The organism is Rahnella sp. ATs2 (genome assembly GCF_051851855.1).
GTDB lineage: Bacteria > Pseudomonadota > Gammaproteobacteria > Enterobacterales > Enterobacteriaceae > Rahnella > Rahnella variigena.
This window is the reverse complement of the sequence record NZ_JBLYPL010000002.1, coordinates 41562-65915: the sequence shown is the minus strand read 5'-3', so window position 1 is coordinate 65915 and position 24354 is coordinate 41562. Positions and strand designations below refer to the sequence as shown.

At 53.1% G+C, this 24354-nt stretch carries 20 protein-coding genes, 6 tRNA genes and 2 pseudogenes; 13 read left to right on the top strand and 15 right to left on the bottom strand.

Annotation, left to right across the window (positions count from 1 at the left end; genetic code table 11):
• Positions 1–2: 2 nt before the first annotated feature.
• Positions 3–578: a nucleotidyltransferase family protein gene (locus ACJY2G_RS02005; protein WP_113876246.1), complete on the bottom strand. Its 576-nt coding sequence runs from the start codon at positions 576–578 to the stop codon at positions 3–5.
• Between the two features lie 370 nt (positions 579–948).
• On the opposite strand from ACJY2G_RS02005, the gene ACJY2G_RS02000 reads away from it, so the two are divergent.
• Together ACJY2G_RS02000 and eutC are read left to right on the top strand one after the other, a co-directional pair.
• Positions 949–2331 (top strand): ethanolamine ammonia-lyase subunit EutB, encoded by a 1383-nt coding sequence (locus ACJY2G_RS02000; RefSeq protein WP_430320359.1) that lies wholly within the window; start codon positions 949–951, stop codon positions 2329–2331.
• Between the two features lie 11 nt (positions 2332–2342).
• On the top strand, positions 2343–3152 hold the full coding sequence (eutC, locus tag ACJY2G_RS01995) for an ethanolamine ammonia-lyase subunit EutC (RefSeq protein ID WP_113876025.1): 810 nt from the start codon (positions 2343–2345) through the stop codon (positions 3150–3152).
• Positions 3153–3253: 101 nt separating this feature from the next.
• On the opposite strand, the gene ACJY2G_RS01990 is transcribed toward eutC, so the two are convergent.
• The 4 genes from ACJY2G_RS01990 to ACJY2G_RS01975 form a co-directional block, all read right to left on the bottom strand.
• Positions 3254–3329: transfer RNA gene (locus ACJY2G_RS01990), tRNA-Lys, on the bottom strand.
• Between the two features lie 7 nt (positions 3330–3336).
• Positions 3337–3412, bottom strand: a tRNA-Val gene (locus ACJY2G_RS01985).
• Positions 3413–3455: 43 nt separating this feature from the next.
• Positions 3456–3531 (bottom strand) — tRNA-Val (locus ACJY2G_RS01980).
• Positions 3532–3577: 46 nt separating this feature from the next.
• Positions 3578–3653: transfer RNA gene (locus ACJY2G_RS01975), tRNA-Val, on the bottom strand.
• Positions 3654–3916: 263 nt separating this feature from the next.
• On the opposite strand from ACJY2G_RS01975, the gene gltX reads away from it, so the two are divergent.
• Complete coding sequence (gene gltX / locus ACJY2G_RS01970; protein ID WP_120161621.1) at positions 3917–5335, top strand: glutamate--tRNA ligase; 1419 nt, start codon at positions 3917–3919, stop codon at positions 5333–5335.
• 88 nt (positions 5336–5423) lie between these two features.
• On the opposite strand, the gene ACJY2G_RS01965 is transcribed toward gltX, so the two are convergent.
• A complete protein-coding gene (locus ACJY2G_RS01965; protein ID WP_113876956.1) occupies positions 5424–6215 on the bottom strand; it encodes a formate/nitrite transporter family protein in 792 nt (263 codons plus the stop codon).
• Between the two features lie 353 nt (positions 6216–6568).
• Here ACJY2G_RS01965 and ACJY2G_RS01960 point away from each other — a divergent pair.
• Positions 6569–6644, top strand: a tRNA-Ala gene (locus ACJY2G_RS01960).
• A 75-nt stretch (positions 6645–6719) separates the two neighbouring features.
• Positions 6720–6795: transfer RNA gene (locus ACJY2G_RS01955), tRNA-Ala, on the top strand.
• A 138-nt stretch (positions 6796–6933) separates the two neighbouring features.
• Here the strand turns inward: ACJY2G_RS01955 and ACJY2G_RS01950 are convergent.
• Entirely contained in the window at positions 6934–8121 is a 1188-nt protein-coding gene (locus ACJY2G_RS01950) for a NupC/NupG family nucleoside CNT transporter (RefSeq protein WP_112290733.1), read from the bottom strand.
• Positions 8122–8537: 416 nt separating this feature from the next.
• Here ACJY2G_RS01950 and ACJY2G_RS01945 point away from each other — a divergent pair, with 416 nt between their 5' ends.
• Positions 8538–9767, top strand: a complete 1230-nt coding sequence (locus ACJY2G_RS01945) for an Nramp family divalent metal transporter (protein ID WP_120161626.1) — start codon at positions 8538–8540, stop codon at positions 9765–9767.
• Between the two features lie 74 nt (positions 9768–9841).
• Here the strand turns inward: ACJY2G_RS01945 and ACJY2G_RS01940 are convergent, their stop codons facing one another.
• Both ACJY2G_RS01940 and mgrA read right to left on the bottom strand, forming a co-directional pair.
• Positions 9842–10273 (bottom strand): DUF2502 domain-containing protein, encoded by a 432-nt coding sequence (locus tag ACJY2G_RS01940; protein WP_430320360.1) that lies wholly within the window; start codon positions 10271–10273, stop codon positions 9842–9844.
• Between the two features lie 159 nt (positions 10274–10432).
• Positions 10433–11422 (bottom strand): L-glyceraldehyde 3-phosphate reductase, encoded by a 990-nt coding sequence (gene mgrA, locus ACJY2G_RS01935; RefSeq protein WP_113876960.1) that lies wholly within the window; start codon positions 11420–11422, stop codon positions 10433–10435.
• Positions 11423–11750: 328 nt separating this feature from the next.
• Here mgrA and ACJY2G_RS01930 point away from each other — a divergent pair, with 328 nt between their 5' ends.
• Positions 11751–13409: an alpha-keto acid decarboxylase family protein gene (locus tag ACJY2G_RS01930; RefSeq protein WP_439291134.1), complete on the top strand. Its 1659-nt coding sequence runs from the start codon at positions 11751–11753 to the stop codon at positions 13407–13409.
• Here the strand turns inward: ACJY2G_RS01930 and ACJY2G_RS01925 are convergent.
• Entirely contained in the window at positions 13398–14285 is an 888-nt protein-coding gene (locus tag ACJY2G_RS01925; protein ID WP_430320361.1) for a LysR family transcriptional regulator, read from the bottom strand. The genes ACJY2G_RS01930 and ACJY2G_RS01925 overlap by 12 nt on opposite strands.
• Before the next feature lie 143 nt (positions 14286–14428).
• On the opposite strand from ACJY2G_RS01925, the gene ACJY2G_RS01920 reads away from it, so the two are divergent.
• Entirely contained in the window at positions 14429–14902 is a 474-nt protein-coding gene (locus ACJY2G_RS01920; RefSeq protein WP_120161630.1) for a multidrug/biocide efflux PACE transporter, read from the top strand.
• Between the two features lie 105 nt (positions 14903–15007).
• A complete protein-coding gene (locus ACJY2G_RS01915; RefSeq protein WP_430320362.1) occupies positions 15008–15706 on the top strand; it encodes an aspartate/glutamate racemase family protein in 699 nt (232 codons plus the stop codon).
• On the opposite strand, the gene ACJY2G_RS01910 is transcribed toward ACJY2G_RS01915, so the two are convergent.
• Positions 15703–16965 carry an ion channel protein gene (locus ACJY2G_RS01910; RefSeq protein ID WP_439291131.1) on the bottom strand — a complete coding sequence of 421 codons (1263 nt, stop codon included), beginning with the start codon at positions 16963–16965 and terminating at the stop codon, positions 15703–15705. The two genes, ACJY2G_RS01915 and ACJY2G_RS01910, sit on opposite strands and share 4 nt — an antisense overlap.
• A 303-nt stretch (positions 16966–17268) precedes the next feature.
• Between ACJY2G_RS01910 and glk the strand changes: the two genes are divergently transcribed.
• A complete protein-coding gene (gene glk, locus ACJY2G_RS01905; RefSeq protein WP_120161635.1) occupies positions 17269–18234 on the top strand; it encodes a glucokinase in 966 nt (321 codons plus the stop codon).
• 165 nt (positions 18235–18399) lie between these two features.
• Here the strand turns inward: glk and uraH are convergent, their stop codons facing one another.
• The 4 genes and pseudogenes from uraH to ACJY2G_RS01885 form a co-directional block, all read right to left on the bottom strand.
• Positions 18400–18807, bottom strand: a complete 408-nt coding sequence (gene uraH, locus ACJY2G_RS01900) for a hydroxyisourate hydrolase (RefSeq protein ID WP_112290748.1) — start codon at positions 18805–18807, stop codon at positions 18400–18402.
• A 228-nt stretch (positions 18808–19035) separates the two neighbouring features.
• Positions 19036–19362 (bottom strand): annotated as a pseudogene (locus tag ACJY2G_RS01895) (LytTR family DNA-binding domain-containing protein); the annotation flags it as partial.
• An 86-nt stretch (positions 19363–19448) separates the two neighbouring features.
• Positions 19449–19806 (bottom strand): annotated as a pseudogene (locus ACJY2G_RS01890) (response regulator); the annotation flags it as partial.
• Between the two features lie 64 nt (positions 19807–19870).
• Positions 19871–21604 carry a sensor histidine kinase gene (locus tag ACJY2G_RS01885; RefSeq protein ID WP_120161639.1) on the bottom strand — a complete coding sequence of 578 codons (1734 nt, stop codon included), beginning with the start codon at positions 21602–21604 and terminating at the stop codon, positions 19871–19873.
• A 113-nt stretch (positions 21605–21717) separates the two neighbouring features.
• Between ACJY2G_RS01885 and ACJY2G_RS01880 the strand changes: the two genes are divergently transcribed.
• The 3 genes from ACJY2G_RS01880 (at position 21718) to ACJY2G_RS01870 (ending at position 24317) form a co-directional block, all read left to right on the top strand.
• Positions 21718–22254: a GNAT family N-acetyltransferase gene (locus ACJY2G_RS01880; RefSeq protein ID WP_430320363.1), complete on the top strand. Its 537-nt coding sequence runs from the start codon at positions 21718–21720 to the stop codon at positions 22252–22254.
• Between the two features lie 115 nt (positions 22255–22369).
• Positions 22370–23629 (top strand): alanine transaminase, encoded by a 1260-nt coding sequence (alaC, locus tag ACJY2G_RS01875; RefSeq protein WP_439291128.1) that lies wholly within the window; start codon positions 22370–22372, stop codon positions 23627–23629.
• 169 nt (positions 23630–23798) lie between these two features.
• Positions 23799–24317, top strand: a complete 519-nt coding sequence (locus ACJY2G_RS01870) for a cytochrome b (RefSeq protein ID WP_430320365.1) — start codon at positions 23799–23801, stop codon at positions 24315–24317.
• Positions 24318–24354: the final 37 nt, after the last annotated feature.

The window sequence follows — 24354 nt, the reverse complement described above, 5'->3', positions numbered from 1 at the left end:
CCTTACAGATTTAACGATTTTCTTTCGTTCAAACCCTGCACTTTTAGCTTCGGCCAGCGTTCCAGCCAGCCTTTACTGCTGACGCGTCCGGCAAAAACGCTCGCAATCGCATGGCGCGGATTGGGCGTGATGGTGAAGGTAAACAGGGTATCCAGCCCGAGCGGAGCGTTAAGCTCAATTTGTCCGCCGGCATTCATCCTTGCGCCGATGGCGGTTTCCACCTCAACCCAATGACTTATGGCCTCTGCACTGGAAACATAAGGCGCGTGTCCGTGGCGTTCATGCATGCGTGCCTGATTTTTTACCGACCAGGGCAAGTCTGGAGATTTTTCCTGCAGAAGTTGCTCGTAGCGCTCATCTGCTTCTGCCGAACAATCCTCAGGATTGAAATACACCACGTCGATATCGTTAAGCGGCGTGGCATTTTCATAACCGTGCAGCCGGTCCCACACCAGATTGCGGACAAATCCTGCCGCCAGCCAGGCATCGTTCAGCCCCAGTTCGCTGGCCTGCATCAGCGCCCGCAGGTGCAACGGTTCTTCCCTGAGCCAGGTGATAATTTGCAGTTCCCGGTTGATCACGTGCAGTACTCCTTTTTTGGCGATGCCGAATTGTAACGCGATTTTGTGACGTTTTTTAGCGCACCGTTTCGGGTTCGCCGCTCCCGGAGCCCGCGCCAAAATGAAGCAGACAGTCCGTGAATATGGCGCCAGGCCGCGGCGGTTCTGGGTTTCTCAAGTGGTACAGCCTTTGCAACAGTCTGCCTGATGGCTATGATTTACTACATACCTTACTGTTTCTGATCTTCGTCGCCATGATGTTGCTGGCCAATGTCAGGTCCCCGTCACCCATCAGGCGCGGGCGGACGCCGCAGAAGATCTGCAACTACGCGGCCTGCGACCGGTGCGCGAAAAAAGTGGTAAATAATCCGGTGAGCTAAGGAGTGTTATGTTTCAGACGACATTAAGTCACCGCAGTTATCAGTTTAAGGATTTACGCGAACTGATGGCAAAGGCCTCGCCCGCGCGCTCGGGAGACTATCTGGCTGAAGTGGCTGCCTCGAGCGCAGAAGAACGCATGGCGGCGAAAATGGCGCTGGCCGACGTGCCGCTCAAAACGTTCCTGCAGCAGTTGCTGGTGCCCTATGAAGACGATGAGGTCACGCGGCTGATTGTTGATACCCACGATGTCGCGGCGTTTGCCGCGATTTCACATCTGACCGTCGGGGATTTTCGTGACTGGCTGTTGAGTGAGAAAACCGACAGTCATGTGCTGGCGGCTGTCGCCCGTGGGATCACGCCGGAAATGGCCGCTGCGGTCAGCAAACTGATGCGCAATCAGGATCTGATCCTGGTGGCGAAGAAATGCCGGGTGATCACCAAATTTCGCAATACCATCGGGTTGCCGGGACACATGAGTGTGCGCCTGCAACCGAATCATCCGACGGATAATTTGCAGGGCATTGCCGCCAGTATGCTCGACGGTTTGCTGTACGGTTCCGGCGATGCGGTGATCGGCATTAATCCCGCCAGCGACAGTCTGCCGCTGCTGGAAAATCTGAATTACATGCTGGATGACATCATCACGCGTTTTGAAATTCCCACGCAATCCTGCGTGCTGACGCATGTCACCAACACCATCAAACTGGTGGAACGTGGCGCGCCGGTCGATCTGGTGTTTCAGTCGATTGCAGGAACCGAAGCGGCGAACAGCGGTTTTGGTATCAATCTGGCGCTGCTGGCGGAAGCACAACAGGCGGCTCTCAGCCTGAAACGCGGCACGCTGGGCGATAACGTAATGTATTTCGAAACCGGGCAGGGCAGTTGTTTATCCGCCAATGCGCATTTCGGGGTCGATCAGCAAACCTGTGAGGCGCGCGCGTATGCCATCGCACGGCATTTTTCGCCGCTGCTGATCAATACCGTGGTCGGTTTTATCGGCCCGGAATATCTGTATGACGGTAAACAAATCATTCGTGCCGGGCTGGAAGATCATTTCTGCGGCAAATTACTCGGCGTGCCGCTGGGCTGCGATGTGTGTTACACCAACCATGCTGAAGCGGATCAGGATGATATGGACACTTTGCTGACGCTGCTCGGCACCGCCGGACTGACGTTCCTGATTGGCGTACCGGGTGCGGATGACATCATGCTCAATTATCAGAGCACGTCTTTCCACGATGCGTTGTACATCCGTGAATTACTCGGGCTGAAACATGCGCCGGAATTTGCCGTCTGGCTGGAGAAAATGAAAATAATCGATCCGCAGGGCGCATTGCAGGACACCCGGGCGTCCCATCCGTTACTGCGTCAGTTGCCGCAACTGAGCTGAGGTCTGTACTGATGAATAAAGAAAAAGGGCAGGAGCTGTCGCCTCTGGTGCATAACAACCCGTGGGAAACGCTGCGCCAGTTTACCGCCGCACGTATTGCGCTGGGGCGCACCGGTTCGAGTCTGCCGACGGACGAGCTGCTGCGCTTTGGTTTAGCCCATGCGCAGGCGCGTGACGCAGTGCATCAGCCATTCGACAGTCAGTCCCTTGAGCCTGAATTATTCGCGCTCGGGCTGGATACCCTGACTGTGGCCAGCGCAGCGCCTGACAGGGCGACCTATTTGTGCCGTCCTGATCTCGGACGCAAATTATCTGAACAAAGCCGTCAGGCATTACAACGGCTGACGCCGGAGCCTGCTGACGTGGTGCTGGTCATCGCCGACGGTTTGTCATCGAAAGCGGTACACCGGCAGGCTGTGCCGCTGATTGCGGCGTTATTGCCTTATCTGCGCACGCTGGAGCTGAAAATCGGGCCGGTAGTGCTGGCGCATCAGTCGCGGGTTGCGCTGGGCGATGATATTGCGCAGGCGATGAAAGCCAGAGCGGTGGCGATTTTGATCGGCGAGCGTCCGGGATTGTCATCTCCCGACAGTTTAGGGATTTACATGACCTGGGGGCCGCACACCAAAAGGCTGGAATCAGAACGAAATTGTATTTCGAATGTGCGTCCGGAAGGGCTGAACTATCCGCAGGCGGCTTTTAAGCTGGCGTGGCTGCTCGAACAATCTTTCCAGCGGAAATTGTCGGGAGTGAATCTGAAGGATGAAAGCGATAACCCGGCGCTGCACAATAAAGTCGTGCCGATGTTTAAGCTGGAGTAGGGGGAGGGGAAAAATAGAACCAGCAGCTGGTTCGCCTCCATCACGGATTTTCTCCGGAGTACAGATGCGAAAAAAGCGCCTAAAGGCGCTTTTCTCTGAATTGGTGGGCCGTGCTGGATTCGAACCAGCGACCAATTGATTAAAAGTCAACTGCTCTACCAACTGAGCTAACGGCCCGCAGAAGTGGTGGGCGATGACGGGCTCGAACCGCCGACCCCCTCCGTGTAAAGGAGATGCTCTACCAACTGAGCTAATCGCCCACTTCTGGGTACTTCCCCATGTAAGAAGAAACTTGCTGAGAAATGGTGGGCGATGACGGGCTCGAACCGCCGACCCCCTCCGTGTAAAGGAGATGCTCTACCAACTGAGCTAATCGCCCATTTCTCAATTCTTCCTACTTATCACAACGCGGCACTCTTAAAGAGTGGTGGGCGATGACGGGCTCGAACCGCCGACCCCCTCCGTGTAAAGGAGATGCTCTACCAACTGAGCTAATCGCCCCCGTCGTGATGGAGTCGCATTATAGGGATACTTGAAATTACGTCAACGCTTTTTAAAAACAAAAATGATCGTTCGGCTTATTTTTAGACAACATGACGCGTTTCTCGCCCGTGTAGTCGATTCTTTACGCATTCATGGCCTTAAACCATAGGACTGCCCGTGGTTGTGCGTTGAGGAATCAGGGCAGAGTGGTAGAATGTCAGCCACTTTTTGTTAATTGATAGCAACGTTTTTCGGCGTTGCGTTATTAAGGTTGCACCCAGATGAAAATCAAAACCCGTTTTGCCCCAAGCCCGACCGGCTATCTGCACGTCGGTGGCGCCCGTACCGCGCTTTATTCCTGGCTCTTTGCCCGCAACCTGGGCGGCGAGTTTGTGCTGCGTATCGAAGATACCGATCTCGAGCGTTCCACTCAGGAAGCAATCGACGCGATTATGGATGGCATGAACTGGCTGAATCTGGACTGGGATGAAGGCCCGTATTTCCAGACCAAACGTTTTGACCGCTACAATGCAGTTATTGATGAGATGCTGGAAAACGGCACCGCGTATAAATGCTATTGCTCTAAAGAACGTCTGGAAGCGCTGCGTGAAGAACAAATGGCCAATAACGAGAAGCCTCGTTATGACGGTCGTTGCCGCGACAGCCACGAACATCACGCTGCGGATGAGCCGTGCGTGGTGCGTTTTCGTAACCCGCAGGAAGGTTCTGTCATCTTTGATGACCAGATCCGAGGCCCGATCGAATTCAGCAATGACGAGCTCGATGATCTGATCATCCGCCGTACCGACGGTTCCCCGACCTATAACTTCTGTGTTGTGGTTGATGACTGGGATATGGAAATCACTCACGTTATCCGTGGCGAAGACCATATCAACAATACCCCGCGTCAGATTAACATCCTGAAAGCGCTGGGCGCACCGGTACCGGTTTACGCGCACGTTTCCATGATTCTGGGCGACGACGGTAAAAAACTGTCTAAACGCCACGGCGCGGTCGGTGTAATGCAATACCGCGACGACGGCTATCTGCCGGAAGCGCTGCTGAACTATCTGGTGCGTCTGGGCTGGTCTCATGGCGATCAGGAAATATTCAGCCGCGACGAAATGAAAGCGCTGTTCTCACTGGAGAACGTCAGCAAATCTGCCAGTGCGTTTAACACTGAAAAACTGCAATGGCTGAACCATCACTACATCAATACGATGGATCCGCATTACGTGGCGACCCATCTGCTGTGGCATGTGGAGCAGGCCGGTATCGAAACCCGTAACGGCCCGCAGTTGTTCGAAATCGTGACCCTGCTGGGCGAGCGCTGCAAGACGCTGAAAGAGATGGCAGAATCCTGCCGTTACTTCTACGAAGACTTTGCAGAGTTTGATGCCGATGCGGCGAAGAAACACTTACGTCCGGTTGCGCGTCAGCCGCTGGAAGTCGTTCGCGCCAAACTGGCTGCGATCACTGACTGGACTGCTGAGAACATTCACCACGCTATTCAGGGCACGGCGGATGAACTGGAAGTCGGGATGGGTAAAGTCGGCATGCCACTGCGTGTTGCGGTAACAGGCGCAGGTCAGTCTCCGGGTGTTGACGTGACCGTCCACGCTATTGGCCAGAGCCGTGTGCTGGCGCGTATCGATATGGCGTTAGCCTTTATTGCTGAGCGCGAAACACAAGCTCAGTAATCGCTGTTAAAAAGCGATAAAAAAGCCAGCTCGGGAAACCGGCTGGCTTTTTTGCTTTCTGCGAAACGCTCGCGTGAAAACGTCTTAATTAACGTTGTTCAGTTGCAGGAGCCTGAGCGGTAGGGCGGTAGGCGAGGAAGTACATCAGCCCGACGAAACCCGCGCCACCGACAGCGTTACCGAGGAATACGGCCACGAAGTTCGGGAAATACTGAGACCAGCTCAGCGCACCAGCAAAAATAGCGGCTGGAACGATGAACATATTCGCCACCACGTGCTGGAAGCCGATGGCCACGAACGCCATGACCGGGAACCACATACCGATCACTTTGCCGCCGACTTCTTTACTGGCGAAGGCCAGCCAGATTGCCAGACACACCAGCCAGTTACAGCCGATACCGGAAATGAATGCGTGCATGAAATCAGCATTCACTTTCGCGGTGGCAGTGGCCACGGTTTTGCTCAGGAAGGCGCCTTCCGTCAGACCCAGAACGTGGCCGAAGAAATAGGCCACTGCCAGGCTGCCCAGCAGGTTAGCGAGGGTCACCCAGAACCAGTTACGCAGAACGGCGTAAAGACTGATCTGACGCGCGAACCAGGCGATAGGCAAGGTCATCATGTTACCGGTCAGCAGTTCTCCCCCTGCTAATACCGTCAGTATGATGCCCACCGGGAAGACTGCCGCGCCCAGCAAGTTACTGAATGAACCCCAGGATGCAGGTAACGTCCCTATTACGTGCAGATCCAGCAGGAATCCGGTGGCGATAAATGCGCCAGCCAGGAAGCCCAAAATTAACAAATTCAACACGGAAGCATGGCTTTTATTAACGCCCGCCGTGACAGCGATGGATGCGATTTCTTTAGGTGAATACAAGGACATGGGAGTGCTCGAATGTAGTGAGTTATGATTATTGCGCGAGCAGTCTATTCTGAGATTTATCTCAAAACAAGACGATTTTCATAGTCTGCTAACATTCCATTAATCATTCAGACATAGATGTTAAGAAAATGCGTAGCGAGATCAGAAAGCTAGGAAAAACGCCGGCTGGCGGCCAAATTGTAAAACAATGCATCCGGCTAAAAATTTGCGTCAGGTCAGCGTATTTTTCCCTGCGAAATGGGGTATTTGGCGGCTTTTTCAGCGCTTGAATTCAGAAACGGATTTAGCCGTTGACAGGGGTAGCGACGTTTCATATTATGCGCCCCGTTCACCCGTTTTTACGGGCATGAATTGGGGGTATAGCTCAGCTGGGAGAGCGCTTGCATGGCATGCAAGAGGTCAGCGGTTCGATCCCGCTTATCTCCACCAACTTCCTTTCCAGAGCAAGTTGGCTGTTTCCTTACAAGGGGAAACAAAAGAAGTAAAATGTGGACTACCTCGTGTGGGGGTATAGCTCAGCTGGGAGAGCGCTTGCATGGCATGCAAGAGGTCAGCGGTTCGATCCCGCTTATCTCCACCAAATATTAAAGAAACCCGCTTCGGCGGGTTTTTTGCTTTCTGCGATCCGGTGATTTCCTCACGTTCCGTTTATCCCTGAATTACCGCCATAAAAAAACCCGCCGAAGCGGGTTTCTTTGTCTTTCAGTCGTTTGCTTGCTTACGCCAGTACCAGACCCGCGATAGAAGCAGACAACACGCTAACCAGCGTTGAGCCGTACAGCAGTTTCAGGCCGAAGCGTGAAACCACGTTGCCCTGGTGCTCGTTCAGGCCTTTGATTGCGCCGGCAACGATACCGATAGAAGAGAAGTTTGCGAAAGACACCAGGAACACGGACAAGATGCCCACGCCGCGTGGTGACAGTTCGGTCGCAACTTTCTGCAGATCCAACATCGCAACGAATTCATTGGAAACCAGTTTGGTTGCCATGATGCTGCCTACCTGCAAGGCTTCGTGGCTCGGTACGCCCATCATCCATGCGAATGGATAGAAGACATAACCCAGCACGCCCTGGAAGCTGATGCCGAATACGACGTCGAACAACGCATTCAGGCAGGAAATCAATGCGATGAAACCAATCAACATGGCTGCAACGATGATAGCCACTTTGAAACCGGCCAGGATGTATTCACCCAGCATTTCAAAGAAACTCTGACCCTGGTGCGTGTTACCGATTTGCAGGTCTTCTTCTGAATCAACTTTATAAGGGTTGATCAACGACAGTACGATGAAAGTACTGAACATGTTGAGCACCAGCGCAGCAACAACAAAGCGCGGTTCCAGCATGGTCATGTACGCACCCACAATCGACATAGAAACCGTCGACATGGCTGTGGCTGCCATGGTGTACATACGTTTTTCAGACATTTTGCTCAGAATATCTTTATACGCGATAAAGTTTTCTGACTGACCCAAAATCAGGGAGCTGATGGCGTTGAAAGATTCCAGTTTTCCCATGCCATTAATTTTCGACAGAACCGTACCGATAATACGGATGACGAAAGGCAGTACGCGAATGTGCTGTAAAATACCGATCAGTGCAGAGATAAACACGATCGGACACAAGACTTTCAAGAAGAAGAACGCTAATCCTTTATCGCTCATGCCTCCAAATACGAAGCCGGTCCCTTCCGCAGCGAATCCTAATAATTTCTCAAACAAGTCTGAGAAGCCTTTCACAAAACCTAAACCTATTGAAGAGTTCAGGAAGAAATAGGCTAATAAGACTTCGATGACCAAAAGCTGAACAATGAAACGTAAACGGATATTCTTCCGGTCACGGCTCACCAGTAAAGCGAGTGCAGCGACAACGGCCAACGCTAATACAAAGTGCAATATTCGGGACATGGGTGCTCCAAATTAGAGGCAGGCTATATTTCGACGGACATTTTATGTAACGCGTACATTTAAAACGTGAAGTCGATTGCAAATATAGAAATTACAAACACGAATTGCAACAAATCGCGGCCTATCACACAAAAAATCAAGATGTTAATAAAACTAAGCACAATTAGCTTTCCTGTGCTAGTTTTATCATGTGCCGTAATGCGTTCTGAATCTGGCCTGTAAATGTCTGTTTTAGGAAAGTGCGCTGCGTCTGGCTTTCTGAAGTCGGGTGAGCGATTCACCTTTCAGTTATCACCCTCTCGCTTACTGCTACTGCCTATCAGAGTAATTACTCAGATCATTCTAAATGCACTTGATAATCATTATCAATTAGATATGATTGATGTAAGCGTAATAATTGTAAGGGTTAACTAACTATGCTGAACAGCCGGGCCGAATCCTCAGGCCGCGCGTCCAGAAAGATGAAGCTTTCACTGATGGGGCCAGCCTTTATTGCCGCCATCGGCTATATCGATCCGGGCAACTTTGCGACTAACATTCAGGCCGGTGCCTCTTATGGCTATCAGTTGCTATGGGTGGTGGTCTGGGCCAACGTCATGGCGATGTTGATCCAGCTGTTGTCTGCCAAACTCGGTATTGCGACCAGTAAAAACCTCGCTGAACATATCCGCGACCGCTTCCCGCGCCCGGCTGTCTGGGCTTACTGGGTACAGGCGGAAATCATCGCCATGGCCACCGATCTCGCTGAATTCATTGGCGCGGCGATCGGCTTCAAATTGCTTCTCGGCGTCTCGCTGTTACAAGGCGCAGTGCTGACCGGGATTGCCACCTTTATTATCCTCGGGCTGCAAAAGCGTGGGCAAAAGCCGCTGGAACTGGTGATCGCCGGTTTACTGCTGTTTGTCGCAGCGGCTTATATTGTCGAATTGTTCTTCTCGCAGCCAAGCATGATGGCGCTCGGTAAAGGGATGCTGATCCCCTCTCTGCCGACGGCGGATTCCGTCTATCTGGCTGCCGGTGTGCTCGGTGCGACCATCATGCCGCACGTCATTTATCTGCACTCTTCGCTGACCCAGCGGGGCGGTGAGGCATCTAAAGCGCAGCGTTATTCCGCCACCAAGCTGGACGTCGGTATTGCGATGACCATTGCCGGTTTCGTGAATCTGGCGATGATGGCAACCGCTGCTGCCGCGTTCCATTTCAGCGGACACAGCGGGATCAGTGAACTCGATGAAGCCTATCTGACCCTGCAACCCTTGCTCGGTCACGCCGCTGCGACCACTTTTGGTCTGAGCCTGGTGGCTGCCGGTTTATCGTCGACCGTAGTGGGCACACTGGCCGGACAGGTGGTGATGCAGGGCTTTGTGAAATTCTACATTCCGCTGTGGGTGCGCCGTACGGTCACCATGATGCCGTCATTTATTGTAATTTTGATGGGATTAGACGCCACACGTATTCTGGTGATGAGTCAGGTATTGCTGAGCTTCGGGATTGCGCTGGCGCTGTTGCCGCTGCTGGCCTTTACCGGTAACCGCAGCCTGATGGGCGACATGGTCAACACCAAAACCGTGCAGTGGGCGGGGCGGCTGATTGTGCTGATAGTCGTCAGCCTCAACCTTTATCTGCTGATTGGCATGCTGAAATAGAGTCCTGAAAACGTCAGGCAATAAAAAACGGGACAGTTTGCGCTGTCCCGTTTTCTTTTCTGTCATTCATTTGATTAATGACGGTGATCGCCATGCCCGCCACGGTGATCGTCGTGGCCGCGTCCTTTGTCATGTCCGTGACCGTGACCGTGACCGCGCCCGTGGTCATTATGCGGACGCCCATGGTCGCCATGATAATAATGCGGCGGTGGCATCGGGCGACGCGGCGGATGGCGCTGATCCCACCAGCCCTGATCGCGCCAGCGGTAACCATCCCAGTAATGACCACGCGGCCCACGGTAACCATAATGATGACCGCGATAGCTATTCCACCAGCCAGGATTACGCCAGTCATAGCCGTCCCAGTAATAACCCCGGTTATCACGGTCACCGATATTGATAGAAAGGCCTGGCGTATTCAGGCTGAAGCTGCTGGCCTGCACGGTGTGTACCGCCGCAGGGAGCAGGGCAAAGAACAATGTGGCGAATAATACTGGCTTTAACATGAGCGGCCCCAGATTCCTTATAATTTATGCTGACAGTTATAAGGTGAAGCGGGCACGGGTTCTATTGCTTACAATCCTGTTTTGAATGATTTACGCGCCTTAACGCAAAGCTTACACACTCTCCATAAAGGCGCTTTTTTTTCTCATTCGGGTAAGCGTTTACACCAGAATGCCTTCGATTGATGCCAGCTCTTCTGCGCTGAACTGACGGTTGGCGATCATGCCCACCGCATCATCAATCTGGCTGGTTTTACTGGCACCAATCAGCACGGAGGTCACGCGGTCGCCGCGCAGAACCCACGCCAGTGCCATCTGCGAAAGTTTCTGACCGCGCGCCTGCGCAATCTCATTAAGCTTACGCACTTTCTCCAGCTTTTCTTCGGTCAGCTGATCGGTGGTCAGGAATTTACTGTCGCTGGCGGCTCGTGAATCTTGCGGAATGCCTGCCAGATATCGGTCTGTCAGTACGCCGCCCGCCAGTGGCGAGAAGGCGATTGAACCCACACCATTATCCGCCAGCGTATCCAGCAGATCCGCTTCTACCCAGCGCTCAAACATGGAATATTTCGGCTGATGAATCAGGCACGGCGTGCCGAGATCTTTCAGGATGTCGAAGGCTTTTTTGGCGCGCTCAGCCGGATAATTCGATAAACCGACATACAGCGCTTTGCCCTGACGCACGATCAAATCCAGCGCTGCCATGGTTTCTTCCAGCGGCGTATCCGGATCCGGGCGGTGATGATAGAAGATATCCACGTACTCCAGACCCATGCGTTTCAGGCTCTGGTTCAGACTGGCGACCAGATATTTTTTCGAACCCCAGTCACCGTAAGGGCCGTCCCACATGGTGTAACCGGCTTTGGAAGAGATGATCAGCTCATCGCGATAAGGCAGTAAATCTTCCTGCAGGATGCGGCCAAAATGCTGTTCCGCAGATCCCGGAGGCGGGCCGTAGTTATTGGCGAGGTCAAAATGAGTGATCCCGTGGTCGAAAGCATGGCGGATCAGTTTCCGGCCATTCTCAAAATGGGCGTTATCGCCGAAGTTATGCCACAGGCCGAGTGAAACGACAGGCAGTTTTAAACCGCTCTGGCCGCAGCGACGGTATTCCATATTTTCGTAACGGGTTGGACTGGCTTGATACACCATGTGAGTCCTTATAATAAATTCAGGAGTGAACAGAAGGGTAACAATGTCATAAAAAAACGATTTTAGTGTATGCGCTTTCACAAGCATTTCCAGCTATTCAGATCACATCCGGAACAATCCTTAAGCTCATGGCGGTTGATCACCGTGACTATTCTTCCTGCGTATTACCGTAACTGCTGAATAAAACGCCCTGCGTTAATCCGGTGCAGGGCTGTAACTCTGCGTTTCCAGCACCTGTTTCGGATAATAAATATCCTATTTCCCCAAGTAGAGTAATACTTCAGTTAGTGGGATTAACTGTTTACACAATTTTTAACAGAGGATCGTCATGGAAAATGAATACACCGTAGGTGACTATCTTTTAGACCGCTTGTCATTTAGCGGGATCTCCGAACTGTTTGGCGTGCCGGGTGATTACAATCTGAAATTCCTCGACAGCGTCATTAACCATCAGCAAATCACCTGGATCGGCTGCACTAATGAATTAAATGCTGCTTATGGCGCAGATGGCTATGCGCGTACCAAAGGGATTGCGGCATTGCTGACCACCTTCGGTGTCGGCGAGCTGAGTGCGCTGAACGGCATTGCTGGCAGTTACGCCGAATATGTGCCGGTGGTGCATATCGTCGGCGCACCGGCGCTGACGTCACAGCGTAAAGGCGAGTTGCTGCATCACACGCTGGGCGATGGCGAATTTAGCCACTTTATGGGGATGTCAGAACCGGTCAGCGTGGCGCAGGCTTCCCTGACGCCGGAAAATGCGCTGACCGAAATCGACCGCGTTATCGAAGAAGTGATGTACACCTCACGTCCGGGTTATCTGTTGCTGCCAAGCGACGTCGCCGCGCTGCCGGTCAGCACCAGAGCACATCCGCAGCCTGCAAGACAGCCACCTTTCTCGCCTTCCTCTCTTGAAGCATTTGTTGCCGCAGCGGAAAAGCATCTGCGGGGCGCAAACCGTGTTTCACTACTGGCGGATTTTCTGGCAGACCGTTTCAAAGTGAAAAAGGCGCTGGAACAATGGATGGAAGACGTGCCGCTCGCGCATTCCACATTGCTGATGGGCAAAGGTTTATTCAACGAACAGCAGGCGCACTTTGCCGGGACTTATTCGGGAGCCGCCAGCGCGCCATCAACCAAAGAAGCGATTGAAGGAGCGGACCTGGTGATTACCGTCGGCGTGAAATTCACCGACACCATTACTGCCGGTTTTACCCAGCAGCTTCCGCCCGGTAAATGCATCGACCTCCAGCCCTTTTTTGCCCGTGTAGGTGACCAGATCTTCCACCAGTTGCCGCTCGCAAAAACGGTAAGCGTGATGCACCGGCTTACCGCCGAACTGGGTTGCGGATCAGTGCCATACACCGTTAAACGCAACACCCTGCCTTTGTCGCACGATAACAGCCTCGGGCAGTATGCCTTCTGGCAACAAATTCAGGATTTACTGCAACCGGGCGACGTGCTGGTTGCTGAGCAGGGCACCGCCTGTTTCGGTGCAGCGGCGCTGAGTCTGCCACAAGATTGCCAGTTCGTTGTCCAGCCGTTGTGGGGTTCCATTGGCTTTACGCTGCCTGCCGCGTTTGGTGTACAGATTGCTGTACCGGATCGCCGCGTGGTGCTGCTGATCGGCGACGGTTCTGCGCAACTGACCCTTCAGGGATTAGGTGCCGCCATCCGTTACGGTCTGCCCCCGATTGTTTTTGTGATTAATAACGACGGCTACACCGTCGAGCGGGCGATCCACGGCGAAACCCAGCGTTATAACGACATCGCGCAGTGGAACTGGACCCAGTTCCCGGCGGCATTTGGCGGCAAAGAGGTGTTCAGCGCGCGGGCAGATTCGCCGCAGGCTCTGAAGGACGCGATAGAAAAGGCTACCGCGCAGCGTCAGATGGCCTGGATAGAAGTGGTTCTGCCGAAAATGGATATTCCTGAGCTGCTGAATTCCGTCACCAAATCGCTGGCGAAGCGTAACTCAGGACAGTAAATCGGTTTCCGGTAACGGCGGATCAATGAGCTGGTCGATGAACCATGACCCCGCCGGTCCGGGCTGATTGTTCTTACTCCACACCGCATCCACCGAAATCTGTTTCGGCCAGCCGCGCATCGGCAGGCTGACCAGTTTGTCATGTCCGAACTGCTTCACCAGCCAGTGCGGCAACGTCGCCCAGCCAAATCCCTGTTCCGCCATTTCCAGCAGCATCAGATAACTGGGTGCTGACCAGATTTGCCCCTGTGCGCGGGGCATTTCCCGGCGGCTGTAAGGTTGCAGACAGAGCTGGCGAAAGGTGTTTAATTGCTCCGGTTGCAGGTCAGTCATTTTTGCCAGCGGATGCTCGCGGCTGCAAAAAATCGACATATCCGTTTGCTCCGGCAGGCGCGCCACACCGATATCCGGCGGATAACTCGCCTGCACTTCCACCATGCCAATATGCGCACGGCCGGACTGCAACAGGTCGATCACGTCCTGATCTTCAGCAATCTGACACTCAAATTCAATATCCGGATACCGGCGCTCAAAGCGGCGCAGCAGCGCTTCGTGATGGGTCGGCTGATAAGTGTCGGACAGCACAAACGTCAGGCGGGTTTCCACCTGCGTTGATAAGCGTACCGCCAGTTCATCGAGCCGTTCGCTGGCGGCCAGAATGGCCTGAACGTGGCTCAGCACGCGCTGTCCGGCAGGAGTCAGCACCGGATGCCGGCTCTGGCGGTCAAATAATGTGACGCCTAAATCTACTTCCAGATTGGCAATTGCCGTGCTGACGGTGGACTGACTTTTGCGCAGCTTACGCCCTGCCGCTGAAAACGATCCGGCATCGGCGGCTTCGACAAAGGCTATCAGGGCTTCCGGGGAATAACGCATAAGATGATCCTTTGAATTCAATCCATCTATTTTATAGATACTTTCTATCTTTTACCTATCTCATTTAGTGATGATAATGACCGCCTGTGACAGCCGTCACGTAGCATTTAACGTAACAACAATCAGGAATCAGGCAGGTTTTTATGTCTAAGCAAACACGGAATATCTCTCAGAAAACATTCGGCGAACGCATCTTCCATGCGGTAGGTTTTGAAACCCTCGCCGTGCTGATTTCAGCGCCGGCCGCCGCCTGGGCGCTGAACAAACCGGTCTGGGAAATGGGCGCACTGGCTATCATGTTATCGACGACAGCAATGGTCTGGAACATCGTCTATAACAGCCTGTTTGACAAATTCTGGCCGGTTTCCCGTGTGGTGCGGACATTTAAAATCCGCGTAGCGCACGCGCTGGGCTTCGAAGGCGGATTTATCATAATGGGTCTGCCGATTGCCGCGCTGTGGCTGGGCATCGGATTGCTGGACGCCTTTATGCTGGAAATCGGGTTCTTCCTGTTCTTCCTGCCGTATACCGTGGCGTACAACTGGGTGTACGACACGCTCCGTCAGCGCTGGATGAACCGTCGTCTGGCAGCAGAGGATTGCCCGGCTAAACAGTAATTCTCATTTCTGTAAAGCAGCACAAAAAAGCCCGCCGACATTTTCTTTGTCCGCGGGCTTTTTGTCGGTTATGGTTTTGGCATCCGGAAAATACAGGGCGTCAAGATGAAAACGTTAGGGCTGATTGGCGGTATGAGCTGGGAATCCACCGTACCGTATTACCGCATGATCAATGAGCATGTGAAACAGCAACTGGGTGGCCTGCATTCGGCCAAACTGTTTCTCTACAGCGTAGATTTTTATGAAATCGAAAAGCTGCAAATGGCGGGTGACTGGCAGCAGGCGGGTGAAATTCTCGGTAACGCCGCCAATTCACTGGCGCGTGCAGGCGCGGACGTTATCGTCGTGTGCACCAACACCATGCATAAAGTGGCGGACGATATCGAACGCATCGGCGGCCTGCCGCTGCTGCATATCGCCGATGCGACGGCTGAAAAAATCAAAGGGCAGGGGCTGCGTAAAATCGGCCTGCTCGGCACGCGTTTCACCATGGAACAGGATTTCTACCGCGGACGTTTGCAGGAAAAGCATCAGATTGACGTGGTGACGCCGGACGAAGCCGACCGGGCGATTGTCCACCGCATCATTTACGAAGAGCTGTGTCTGGGCATGATTAAGGAGGATTCCCGCGAGGAATATCGCCGGATTATTAGTAAATTAGAACAGCAGGGCGTGGAAGGGATCATTCTTGGATGTACCGAAATCACCCTGCTGGTCGGTGCAGAAGACGCGAGCGTACCGGTCTTCGACACCACCGCCATTCATGCACTGGCGGCGGCGGAATTTGCGTTAAAACAGGGTTAATCTTCTTCTGTAATCTCCCGGTTCAGCCGCTGTTTTGCAACCTGCATCAGTGGCTTACCGGCCAGCATCAGCCAGGCTGGCAGCATGACAATGCACAGCAATGGCAACAGTTTCAGCCCCGGTACCACGGCGGCCGCCATAAACAGACTCAGCCAGCCGTCGCGTGTCACCACCAGCACCATCCCCATCACAGCACAGGAAACTGTCACGGCTGCAGGCACATCCGGTGCGTACTGATGCAACATCAACCCGAGCGATACCCCGACAAACACTGCCGGGAAAATGCGCCCGCCACGAAAACCACAGGCGGCAGCGACCACTAACGCCGCGAGTTTGGTGAGCGTAATCGCCAGCAGAGGTCCCATCTCAAACAGCTGATTGGAATGTGCCAGCTCTTTCATTTCATCCAGACCTTTGAACAGCGTGATTTCTCCGCCGATCAGCGCCAGCAGACCCAGCACAAAACCGCCCAGCCCGAGACGTAATATCGGATTCTGGATCGTATTGAACAGCCGGTGCATATGCGGGAACAGCCATACGGCGATCATCCCCAGCGCGATGGCGATCAGCACCACGACGGAACCGCTGAAAATGTCGATCAGGCTGGACGAATCATAAGAAGGAATGCTGAGCGAGAAATCCGGCTGGAAGAACTGATCGGTGGTCAGCGCACCGGCACCGGCGGCAAGCAAAGGCGCAAACAGGCGATCCCATAACGGGACATCTTTATTGGTACCGAGGGTTTGCGAGAAAATCAGCGCCGCCGCGACCGGCGTGCCAAACAGTGCGCCGATAGTCCCGGCTGCCGCCAGGATCACCCAGTCAGTGGTCGGCACTTTAGGCATCAGACGTCCACCCAGCCACGCCACCAGTGCGATATTAATCACCGTGACCGGATGTTCCGGCCCGAGGTTGACGCCGCCGGCCAGTCCGACCATCAGCGCCAGCGCCAGACCCGGTAATGCGTTAACCGCCACCGGCGCGCCAATCAGCGATTCAGTGGCCGGATCCGGCCCCGCGTGGCCTGGCATATACTTGATAATCGCGCCAACACCGATGCCGGTCAGCGTCAGCATAAACAGTGTCCAGCTGGCAGACTCCGTATTCACCTGTAAAACGGCGGGAATGTGTTGCCACAGCAGGTTTTGCAATGCACCGGCGATCATCATGAGAAAGACCAGAATCAGGCTGGACAGCACCCCGATAATGACGGCGGGCAGGGCGAAAGCCAGCATAATTCTGGCGCGAGGATGAAACATGCAAGAATTTCCTTATTTATCGTTATCGCTTTGTTTGCCCTAATAGCTTAGATGAATCCTGGCGAAGTCTGTTTGCGGGCGCTCAACATTATTTTGTGTGACATACCGCATAAATGTGCGCGGGTTCAAAACTGCGTTGCAGCGTATAGCAATTACCGCTATTTTGCCCACACGAAACTGTAAGCTTTGCCCCACGGGCGGGGTTTCGCCAGTCGCTTTAATTGATGAAGACAACTTACATCTGCGTGTCTGGCAGCGTACTCTTTAGCGCAGCATAACGAATTTACTTTTGCGGAGATTAACATGACCAAATACTCCCTGGTGGGCGATGTCGGGGGCACTAACTGCCGTCTGGCGCTTTGTGCGCTGGACAGCGGCGAGATTTCGCAGGCGAAGACCTTCTCCGGGCTGGAATATGACAGCCTCGAAGCCACAGTCCGTGAGTATCTTACTGAGCAAAAACAGGAAATTGAAGATGCCTGCATCGCCATTGCCTGTCCGATCACCGGCGACTGGGTGGCAATGACTAACCACACCTGGGCATTCTCCATTGCAGAAATGAAGAAAAGTTTAGGTCTGCAACATCTGGAAGTGATCAACGATTTCACCGCCGTCTCGATGGCGATCCCGATGTTGAAAGAAGAGGATTTATTGCAGTTCGGCGGTAAAAAAGCGCATGACGGAAAACCGGCTGTGATCTATGGCGCCGGTACCGGTCTGGGTGTCGCACATCTGATCCACGCTAACAAGCAGTGGCTTAGCCTGCCGGGCGAGGGCGGTCATGTTGATTTCGCACCGAACAGCGAAGAAGAAGACATTATTCTTGAGCAGTTGCGTACCGAAATGGGCCACGTATCTGCCGAGCGGATCCTTTCCGGTCCGGGGCTGGTGAATCTTTATCGCGCTATCGTGAAATCGGACGACCGCGTGCCGGAAAACTTCAAACCGAAAGACGTGACCGAACTGGCACTGTCTGATGAGAACGTCGACTGCCGCCGCGCGCTGTCGCTGTTCTGTGTGATCATGGGACGTTTCGGTGGCAATCTGGCGCTGAACATGGGCACGTTTGGCGGTGTATACATCGCCGGCGGCATCGTTCCGCGCTTCCTCGAATTCTTCAAAGCGTCCGGTTTCCGCGCCGCATTTGAAGATAAAGGCCGCTTCAAAGATTACCTGATGGATATTCCGGTATTCCTGATCACCCACGATCAGCCAGGGTTGCTGGGTGCAGGTGCGTACTTACGTCAGTCAATTGGTATGACGATCTAAGTTTTAGCTCGTTCCTGTGCGCAGAGGATGAAGTCTGGTTCGATCTGCTCCCTCCCCTGCGAAGGGGAGGGTTGGGGTGGGGTATTAATGCTGAATCAATAAGTTGAAGCGTGCTTTAACAAAGTTTTAGCCCTTAAAACTCCCATCATTATTGCTGTGCTGACTTTAATTCCCGCGGTAAGTCGAGAAGCCGTAAGGACTGACAAGCAGAGGAATGTGATAGTGAGGCACTGAGCCATCCGCTTTAAAAATAACGGGGATTTCCGGGAAAAATGAAGCGGTATGGTGCTTTTCAAACCATTCGCCGGTTTTGAACGTTACCCGATAATTCCCTTTCTCCATCACATTTTCATTGGGATACAGCGCCGGAATTCTTCCCTGTTCGTTGGTCACTCCGCTGCTCAACTGCACCCATTTGTTACCTTCCTGCTTCTCGAGCGATACGCTTACACCCTGTGATGGCAGCCCGTTTTGCAGGTTCAGAACGTGGACGCTAAGAGGGTTTGCTGCATACGCAGATGTCAGACACAGAGCATTGATAATACCGGCGAGTAATAATTTCTTTTTAAACATATGTTCGTCCTTTTGAACTCAATGTTATTTGTTAATAACGCAGAAAATTTTGCAGAGCTATATTTAGGTTTTTCTCATCACAGACATGAGAAAGTACGAAATATCCTCTGTCTCGACGAAACAAAGTCTACTTATTACTGGCTAAACTGAGGATGACGGGTTGATGACATTTTTGTAATAATTCAGAGTCACACGCCAGCTGATAACACTCTCCGCCTCAAAACCCCATCAGAACCGCATTAACTGCCTGAATTCTTTCACCTTGCTGCGACTCACCGGTACTTCGAAATCTAAATCGCTTAAGCGCAAAATATAGGTGTTGTTGAACCAGGGTACGATCTCGCGGATTTTTGACAGGTTCACGCAATATGAACGATGACAGCGGAAAAAATGCTCCTCCGGCAGACGGTTGCACAATTCGGTGATATTCATCGGCATGGTGAATTCTTCTTTGCGGGTATAGACCTGCGTCACCTTTTCCTGCGCGGCGGCGTAATAAATATCGTTGATATCCGTGACAATAATCCGCTCGTCTTTGATCAGATTAATACTGTGACTGACCCGCTGCGCGTTGCCGGTTACAGGCGGGATCCCTTCCTGTTTCTCTCCGGCCTCTTTACCAGCCAGTTCTTTATCACGGCGAAAATGCGACTCCAGCTTTTGCAGCATAGTGACAATGCGTGACTCGTGATAAGGCTTGAGAATGTAATCAAACGCTTCGATTTCAAAGGCTTCTGCAGCGTGTTCTTTATAGGCGGTGATGAAAACGATATAAGGTTTATGGGCAAATTTACTGATATTTTGCGCCAGCAAAACGCCGTCGAGCGACGGAATACTGATATCGAGAAAAATCGCATCCACTTCATGCGATTGCAGGTATTTAAGCACGTCCAGTCCGTCGTCAAATATCGCTTCGACCTGGATGCTGCTGTGCGTATTGATCAGATAACTCAGCTCTTCCTGAGCCGGTACTTCATCTTCGACGATAATTGCTTTCACTGAATTATCTCCCTGGTGCGGTGGCCCGAAAGGCGGGCGGGTAAAACGAAAAACGCCCTGCGGATCAGGCCATCTGGCTCTGTATGGCCGCCGTGACTTTCGCAGGAGCGTGAGTAATAACAAAAGAAATATCGGTGCCCGGCTCCAGTCGCCGGATGGTCAGACCCTGCCCGTATAACAACGAAACGCGGTGATGCACATTCAGCAGGCCGATTTTATTGCCGGGCATTTCATTGCGTGCCACGCGGTCAATGGTTTCCTGATTAATGCCATGGCCGGTGTCTTTGACGGAAACTTTAATCCCCTCAGCCTGATGCTTAACTGAAATCACCACCACGCCTTTTCCGCTGCATTTCTGAATGCCGTGAACAATCGCGTTTTCTACCAGTGGCTGGATCAGCAGACTGGGGATTTTCACCGAAATATCGTCATCAATGTCATAAATCACCGTCAGTTTGCTGCCAAAACGCGCCTGTTCGATGGCGATGTAATCCTGTACCTGATGCAGTTCTTTGCGCAGGTCGATCAGCTCGTCATTCAGTTCCAGGTTGTAGCGCAGATAACGGGAAAGATTGATGATCAGCTGACGCGCCACGTCAGGGCGGGCGCGGATCGACGATGAAATCGCATTCAGCGCGTTAAACAGGAAATGCGGGTTTATCTTGCTCTGCAATGCGCGCATTTCCGCTTTATTGGCCATCTCGCGCAGTTGTTCAGTGCGTGAGACTTCCATCTGCGTGGACATAATTTGCGACAGCCCGATAGCCATCACTTTCAGCGAATACGTAATACGGTGCGGGTCACAATAATAAATTTTCAGCGAGCCGGTCACTTCGCCTTTTTCCCACAGGGGAATAATAATCAGCGAGTGGATCTGCGGCGTGCGATCCATTTCATCATTGTTTCTGACCGTGATCTCGCCGCTTTCCAGTGTGGCTTTGGTCATCTCACTCAGCGATTCATGACCGATATTGTATTCATCCGCGCCCACGCCGACGTATGCCAGTATGTTTTTAGTATCTGTGATAGCCACCGCATCGGCATCGATATCCTCGCGGATAATGCGGCAGATGCTGGCCAGGGATTCGGCGTTGATATTTCGGCCTTCGATATTACGGCCGTCTATATTACGGAAATAGGGCAGCGTTTTATTGGCGATATCCAGTGCCAGCCGCGCCTGTCGTGCGGCGATGACTTCCTTTTCATCTTCGACGCTTTGTACCAGTAACACAATCAGGCCGATGGAACTGGCACCGAGGATCAGCGGTGCGGCGATATTCATGACGATATCCAGCCCGAGCGAAAATGGGCGTGCCATCAGCAGAATCAGCACCATGGTCAGTGTTTCGCACAGCATTCCGGCGATGATCCCGACTTTCCAGTGCAGCGCTTTTTTGACGTTTTTATTGATGTAACCGGAAAGGAAACCGGCAGTAATACTGGTGATCAGGCACGGAATCGACGTCGGCCCGTGAATGTCGATGAGAAAACGGTGCGTGCCTGAAATCAGGCCGGTGATAATCCCGACCCAGGGGCCGAACAAGATCCCGCCGGACATAATGGCGATGGTGCGTACGTTTATCAGCGAGCCTTCGACGTTGATCCCGGAAAGCGTACCGAAAATCGCAAACAGCGAGAAAATGGCGGTCACCGCCGCCAGCTCCAGCGGCGTGTGGCTCTCGTTTTCTTTATGCAGCAGTTTACGGAACAGCGGGGTACGCGTGAGGAAAAACAGACAAATGAGCATCAGCGCCGCGCGGTCAAAGACCGCCAGCAACATATCGAAAATGTGAGGCATAGCAGATTAACTCTTTGCGCGCTGTAAAGATAAGCGTGCCAAATGGATTCAGCCGTTATTATATGTAAAAGGTCAGACTTTCACCATCGGCAGACACAGGAGAGCCAACCTAGATGATTTCGTTATCCACGCCGCGGCTGATTATGCAGCCCATCCAGGCTGACGACTGGGCATTTTTCTTGCGGTTGTACCAGACGCCGGAGGTGATGCGTTTTATCGGCGATATCGAGATGCCCGCTCAGGTTCATACCCGTTTTGAACAGCGGCTGGGCAACTGGGACCGCTATTGCGACTTTTGGTTATGCTTGCTGATCCGCGAAAAAGAGACCGGCGCCGCCGTGGGGCTGACCGGATTCTTCCCGGACTGGCGACCTTACAAACAGGGGGAAGTGGGATTTATTCTCGCGCCCGAGCATCAGCGTAAAGGCTACGCGGTGGAATCCCTGCGTGAAGTGCTGAACTTTGCTTTTGACCACTGCGGATTTCACCGCCTGCAGGCCAACGTACTGGAAGGCAATAACGGTTCGCGCCGCGTGCTGGAGAAATGCGGTTTTCAGATGGAAGGGCGTTTGCGCGACAGTTACCGCATTGGCGACGAGTGGAAGAACGACTGGCTGCTGGGGCTGCTGGCAACTGATCCGCGTCCGTAAAAAAAAACGCTCAGTATCTCGACAGCTGTTTTTCTCTGCGTTATGTTCGTTGAAGGCCGCAACGCGGCCAGCGTCGCTCGGACGGTCCGGGCGCTTACGTATCCCAGAGGAAATTATGGCTGATTCCAGTTCACCACGTCGTTTTTCACGTATTGATCGTCTTCCCCCTTATGTTTTCAATATCACCGCTGAACTGAAAATGGCCGCACGCCATCGCGGCGAAGACATTATTGATTTCAGCATGGGCAACCCTGACGGCCCGACACCGCCGCATATTGTGGAAAAAATGGTGCAGGTTGCGCAGCGCGAAGACACCCACGGTTACTCAACGTCACGCGGTATTCCGCGTCTGCGTCGTGCGATTTCCCGCTGGTACGCCGATCGTTATCAGGTGGACATCGACCCGGAAAGCGAAGCTATCGTCACCATCGGTTCGAAAGAAGGTCTGGCGCATCTGATGCTGGCCACACTCGATCATGGCGATACTGTTCTGGTGCCAAACCCAAGTTATCCGATCCACATTTACGGCGCAGTGATCGCCGGTGCTCAGGTGCGATCCGTGCCGCTGGCAGAAGGTGTGGATTTCTTTGCTGAACTGGAAAAAGCCATTCGCGAAACCATTCCCCGTCCGAAAATGATGATCCTCGGCTTCCCGTCCAACCCGACGGCGCAATGTGTAGAGCTGGACTTCTTCGAACGCGTGGTCGCGCTGGCCAAACAATACAACGTGCTGGTTATTCACGATCTGGCTTACGCCGATATCGTGTATGACGGCTGGAAAGCGCCGTCGATCATGCAAGTGCCGGGCGCGAAAGATATCGCGGTGGAATTCTTTACCCTGTCGAAAAGTTACAACATGGCGGGCTGGCGTATCGGCTTTATGGTCGGCAATCCTGAGCTGGTCAGCGCGCTGGCGCGTATCAAAAGTTATCACGATTACGGGACGTTCACGCCGTTACAGGTTGCTGCGATTGCCGCGCTGGAAGGCGATCAGCAATGTGTGAAAGACATCGCCGAGCAATACCGTCAGCGTCGTAATGTGCTGGTGCGCGGGCTGCATGAAGCGGGCTGGATGGTGGAAAACCCGAAAGCGTCGATGTATGTCTGGGCAAAAATCCCGCCAGCGTATGCGCATTTAGGTTCGCTGGAGTTCGCCAAACGTCTGCTGTCTGACGCGAAAGTCTGCGTGTCCCCGGGCATCGGTTTTGGTGATTACGGTGATACGCACGTCCGTTTCGCGCTGATCGAAAATCAGGATCGTATCCGTCAGGCCATTCGCGGTATCAAAGCGATGTTCCGTGCTGACGGTTTACTGGCCCCGAAAAAAGCCAGCAGTGAACCGCCGGTTGGGCCGGACACTTCTGTCGGCGTATAAGTCGCCTCAGCAAATCAGACCGGGCTTTGGCCCGGTTTTTTTATAACAGTACTTTAACTTCTTTATCCTTATCGCCCGGCCTTATCCACAAAGTCTGCGTAATTCCTCTCTATACTCACTCTGTCACTTTTGATTTCGCGTTTAATATCCTCCGGCCAGGAAATTGCTCATGAAAAACCGTTATTCGCTGTCGCAGATAAGCCTGCACTGGGCAACCTTACTGATGATTATTCTGACGTATACCGCGATGCTGACCCGCGACTATTTTCCGGAAGATAACCAGCCGCTGGTGCGTTTACTGCATTTTAATTTCGGGATTTGCGTCTGGCTGCTGATGTGGGTGCGTGTGTTCCTGCGTACCCGTTATGCCACGCCCGTCATCACGCCGCCTTTGCCACGCTGGCAGATTGCGGCATCGCACGCGGTACATGGCGTGTTGTATCTGTTATTTCTCTCGCTGCCGGTGCTGGGTGTGCTGACGCTGGAATTTGGCGGACGTGACTGGGTATTGTTTGGCTGGCAGGTGCCGCAGTTCGTGACGCCGGATCCCTCCGTGCGCAGCACGGTGAAACAGACTCATGTGTTTCTGGCGAACTGCGGTTATTACCTGATTGGCTTACATGCGCTGGCGGCGATTTATCATCATTACTTCCGTAAAGATGACACCCTGTTACGCATGACACCTTAACGGCGGGTTCACCGGCAGAAATCCTGCCGGTGACGGG

What these genes read in the sequence shown, in the direction of transcription:
- ACJY2G_RS02000 (WP_430320359.1), top strand. Translation starts at nt 949, where the DNA reads ATGTTTCAGACGACATTAAGTCACCGCAGTTATCAGTTTAAGGATTTA.
- eutC (WP_113876025.1), top strand. Translation starts at nt 2,343, where the DNA reads ATGAATAAAGAAAAAGGGCAGGAGCTGTCGCCTCTGGTGCATAACAAC.
- gltX (WP_120161621.1), top strand. Translation starts at nt 3,917, where the DNA reads ATGAAAATCAAAACCCGTTTTGCCCCAAGCCCGACCGGCTATCTGCAC.
- ACJY2G_RS01965 (WP_113876956.1), bottom strand. Translation starts at nt 6,215, where the DNA reads ATGTCCTTGTATTCACCTAAAGAAATCGCATCCATCGCTGTCACGGCG.
- ACJY2G_RS01950 (WP_112290733.1), bottom strand. Translation starts at nt 8,121, where the DNA reads ATGTCCCGAATATTGCACTTTGTATTAGCGTTGGCCGTTGTCGCTGCA.
- ACJY2G_RS01945 (WP_120161626.1), top strand. Translation starts at nt 8,538, where the DNA reads ATGCTGAACAGCCGGGCCGAATCCTCAGGCCGCGCGTCCAGAAAGATG.
- ACJY2G_RS01940 (WP_430320360.1), bottom strand. Translation starts at nt 10,273, where the DNA reads ATGTTAAAGCCAGTATTATTCGCCACATTGTTCTTTGCCCTGCTCCCT.
- mgrA (WP_113876960.1), bottom strand. Translation starts at nt 11,422, where the DNA reads ATGGTGTATCAAGCCAGTCCAACCCGTTACGAAAATATGGAATACCGT.
- ACJY2G_RS01930 (WP_439291134.1), top strand. Translation starts at nt 11,751, where the DNA reads ATGGAAAATGAATACACCGTAGGTGACTATCTTTTAGACCGCTTGTCA.
- ACJY2G_RS01925 (WP_430320361.1), bottom strand. Translation starts at nt 14,285, where the DNA reads ATGCGTTATTCCCCGGAAGCCCTGATAGCCTTTGTCGAAGCCGCCGAT.
- ACJY2G_RS01920 (WP_120161630.1), top strand. Translation starts at nt 14,429, where the DNA reads ATGTCTAAGCAAACACGGAATATCTCTCAGAAAACATTCGGCGAACGC.
- ACJY2G_RS01915 (WP_430320362.1), top strand. Translation starts at nt 15,008, where the DNA reads ATGAAAACGTTAGGGCTGATTGGCGGTATGAGCTGGGAATCCACCGTA.
- ACJY2G_RS01910 (WP_439291131.1), bottom strand. Translation starts at nt 16,965, where the DNA reads ATGTTTCATCCTCGCGCCAGAATTATGCTGGCTTTCGCCCTGCCCGCC.
- glk (WP_120161635.1), top strand. Translation starts at nt 17,269, where the DNA reads ATGACCAAATACTCCCTGGTGGGCGATGTCGGGGGCACTAACTGCCGT.
- uraH (WP_112290748.1), bottom strand. Translation starts at nt 18,807, where the DNA reads ATGTTTAAAAAGAAATTATTACTCGCCGGTATTATCAATGCTCTGTGT.
- ACJY2G_RS01885 (WP_120161639.1), bottom strand. Translation starts at nt 21,604, where the DNA reads ATGCCTCACATTTTCGATATGTTGCTGGCGGTCTTTGACCGCGCGGCG.
- ACJY2G_RS01880 (WP_430320363.1), top strand. Translation starts at nt 21,718, where the DNA reads ATGATTTCGTTATCCACGCCGCGGCTGATTATGCAGCCCATCCAGGCT.
- alaC (WP_439291128.1), top strand. Translation starts at nt 22,370, where the DNA reads ATGGCTGATTCCAGTTCACCACGTCGTTTTTCACGTATTGATCGTCTT.
- ACJY2G_RS01870 (WP_430320365.1), top strand. Translation starts at nt 23,799, where the DNA reads ATGAAAAACCGTTATTCGCTGTCGCAGATAAGCCTGCACTGGGCAACC.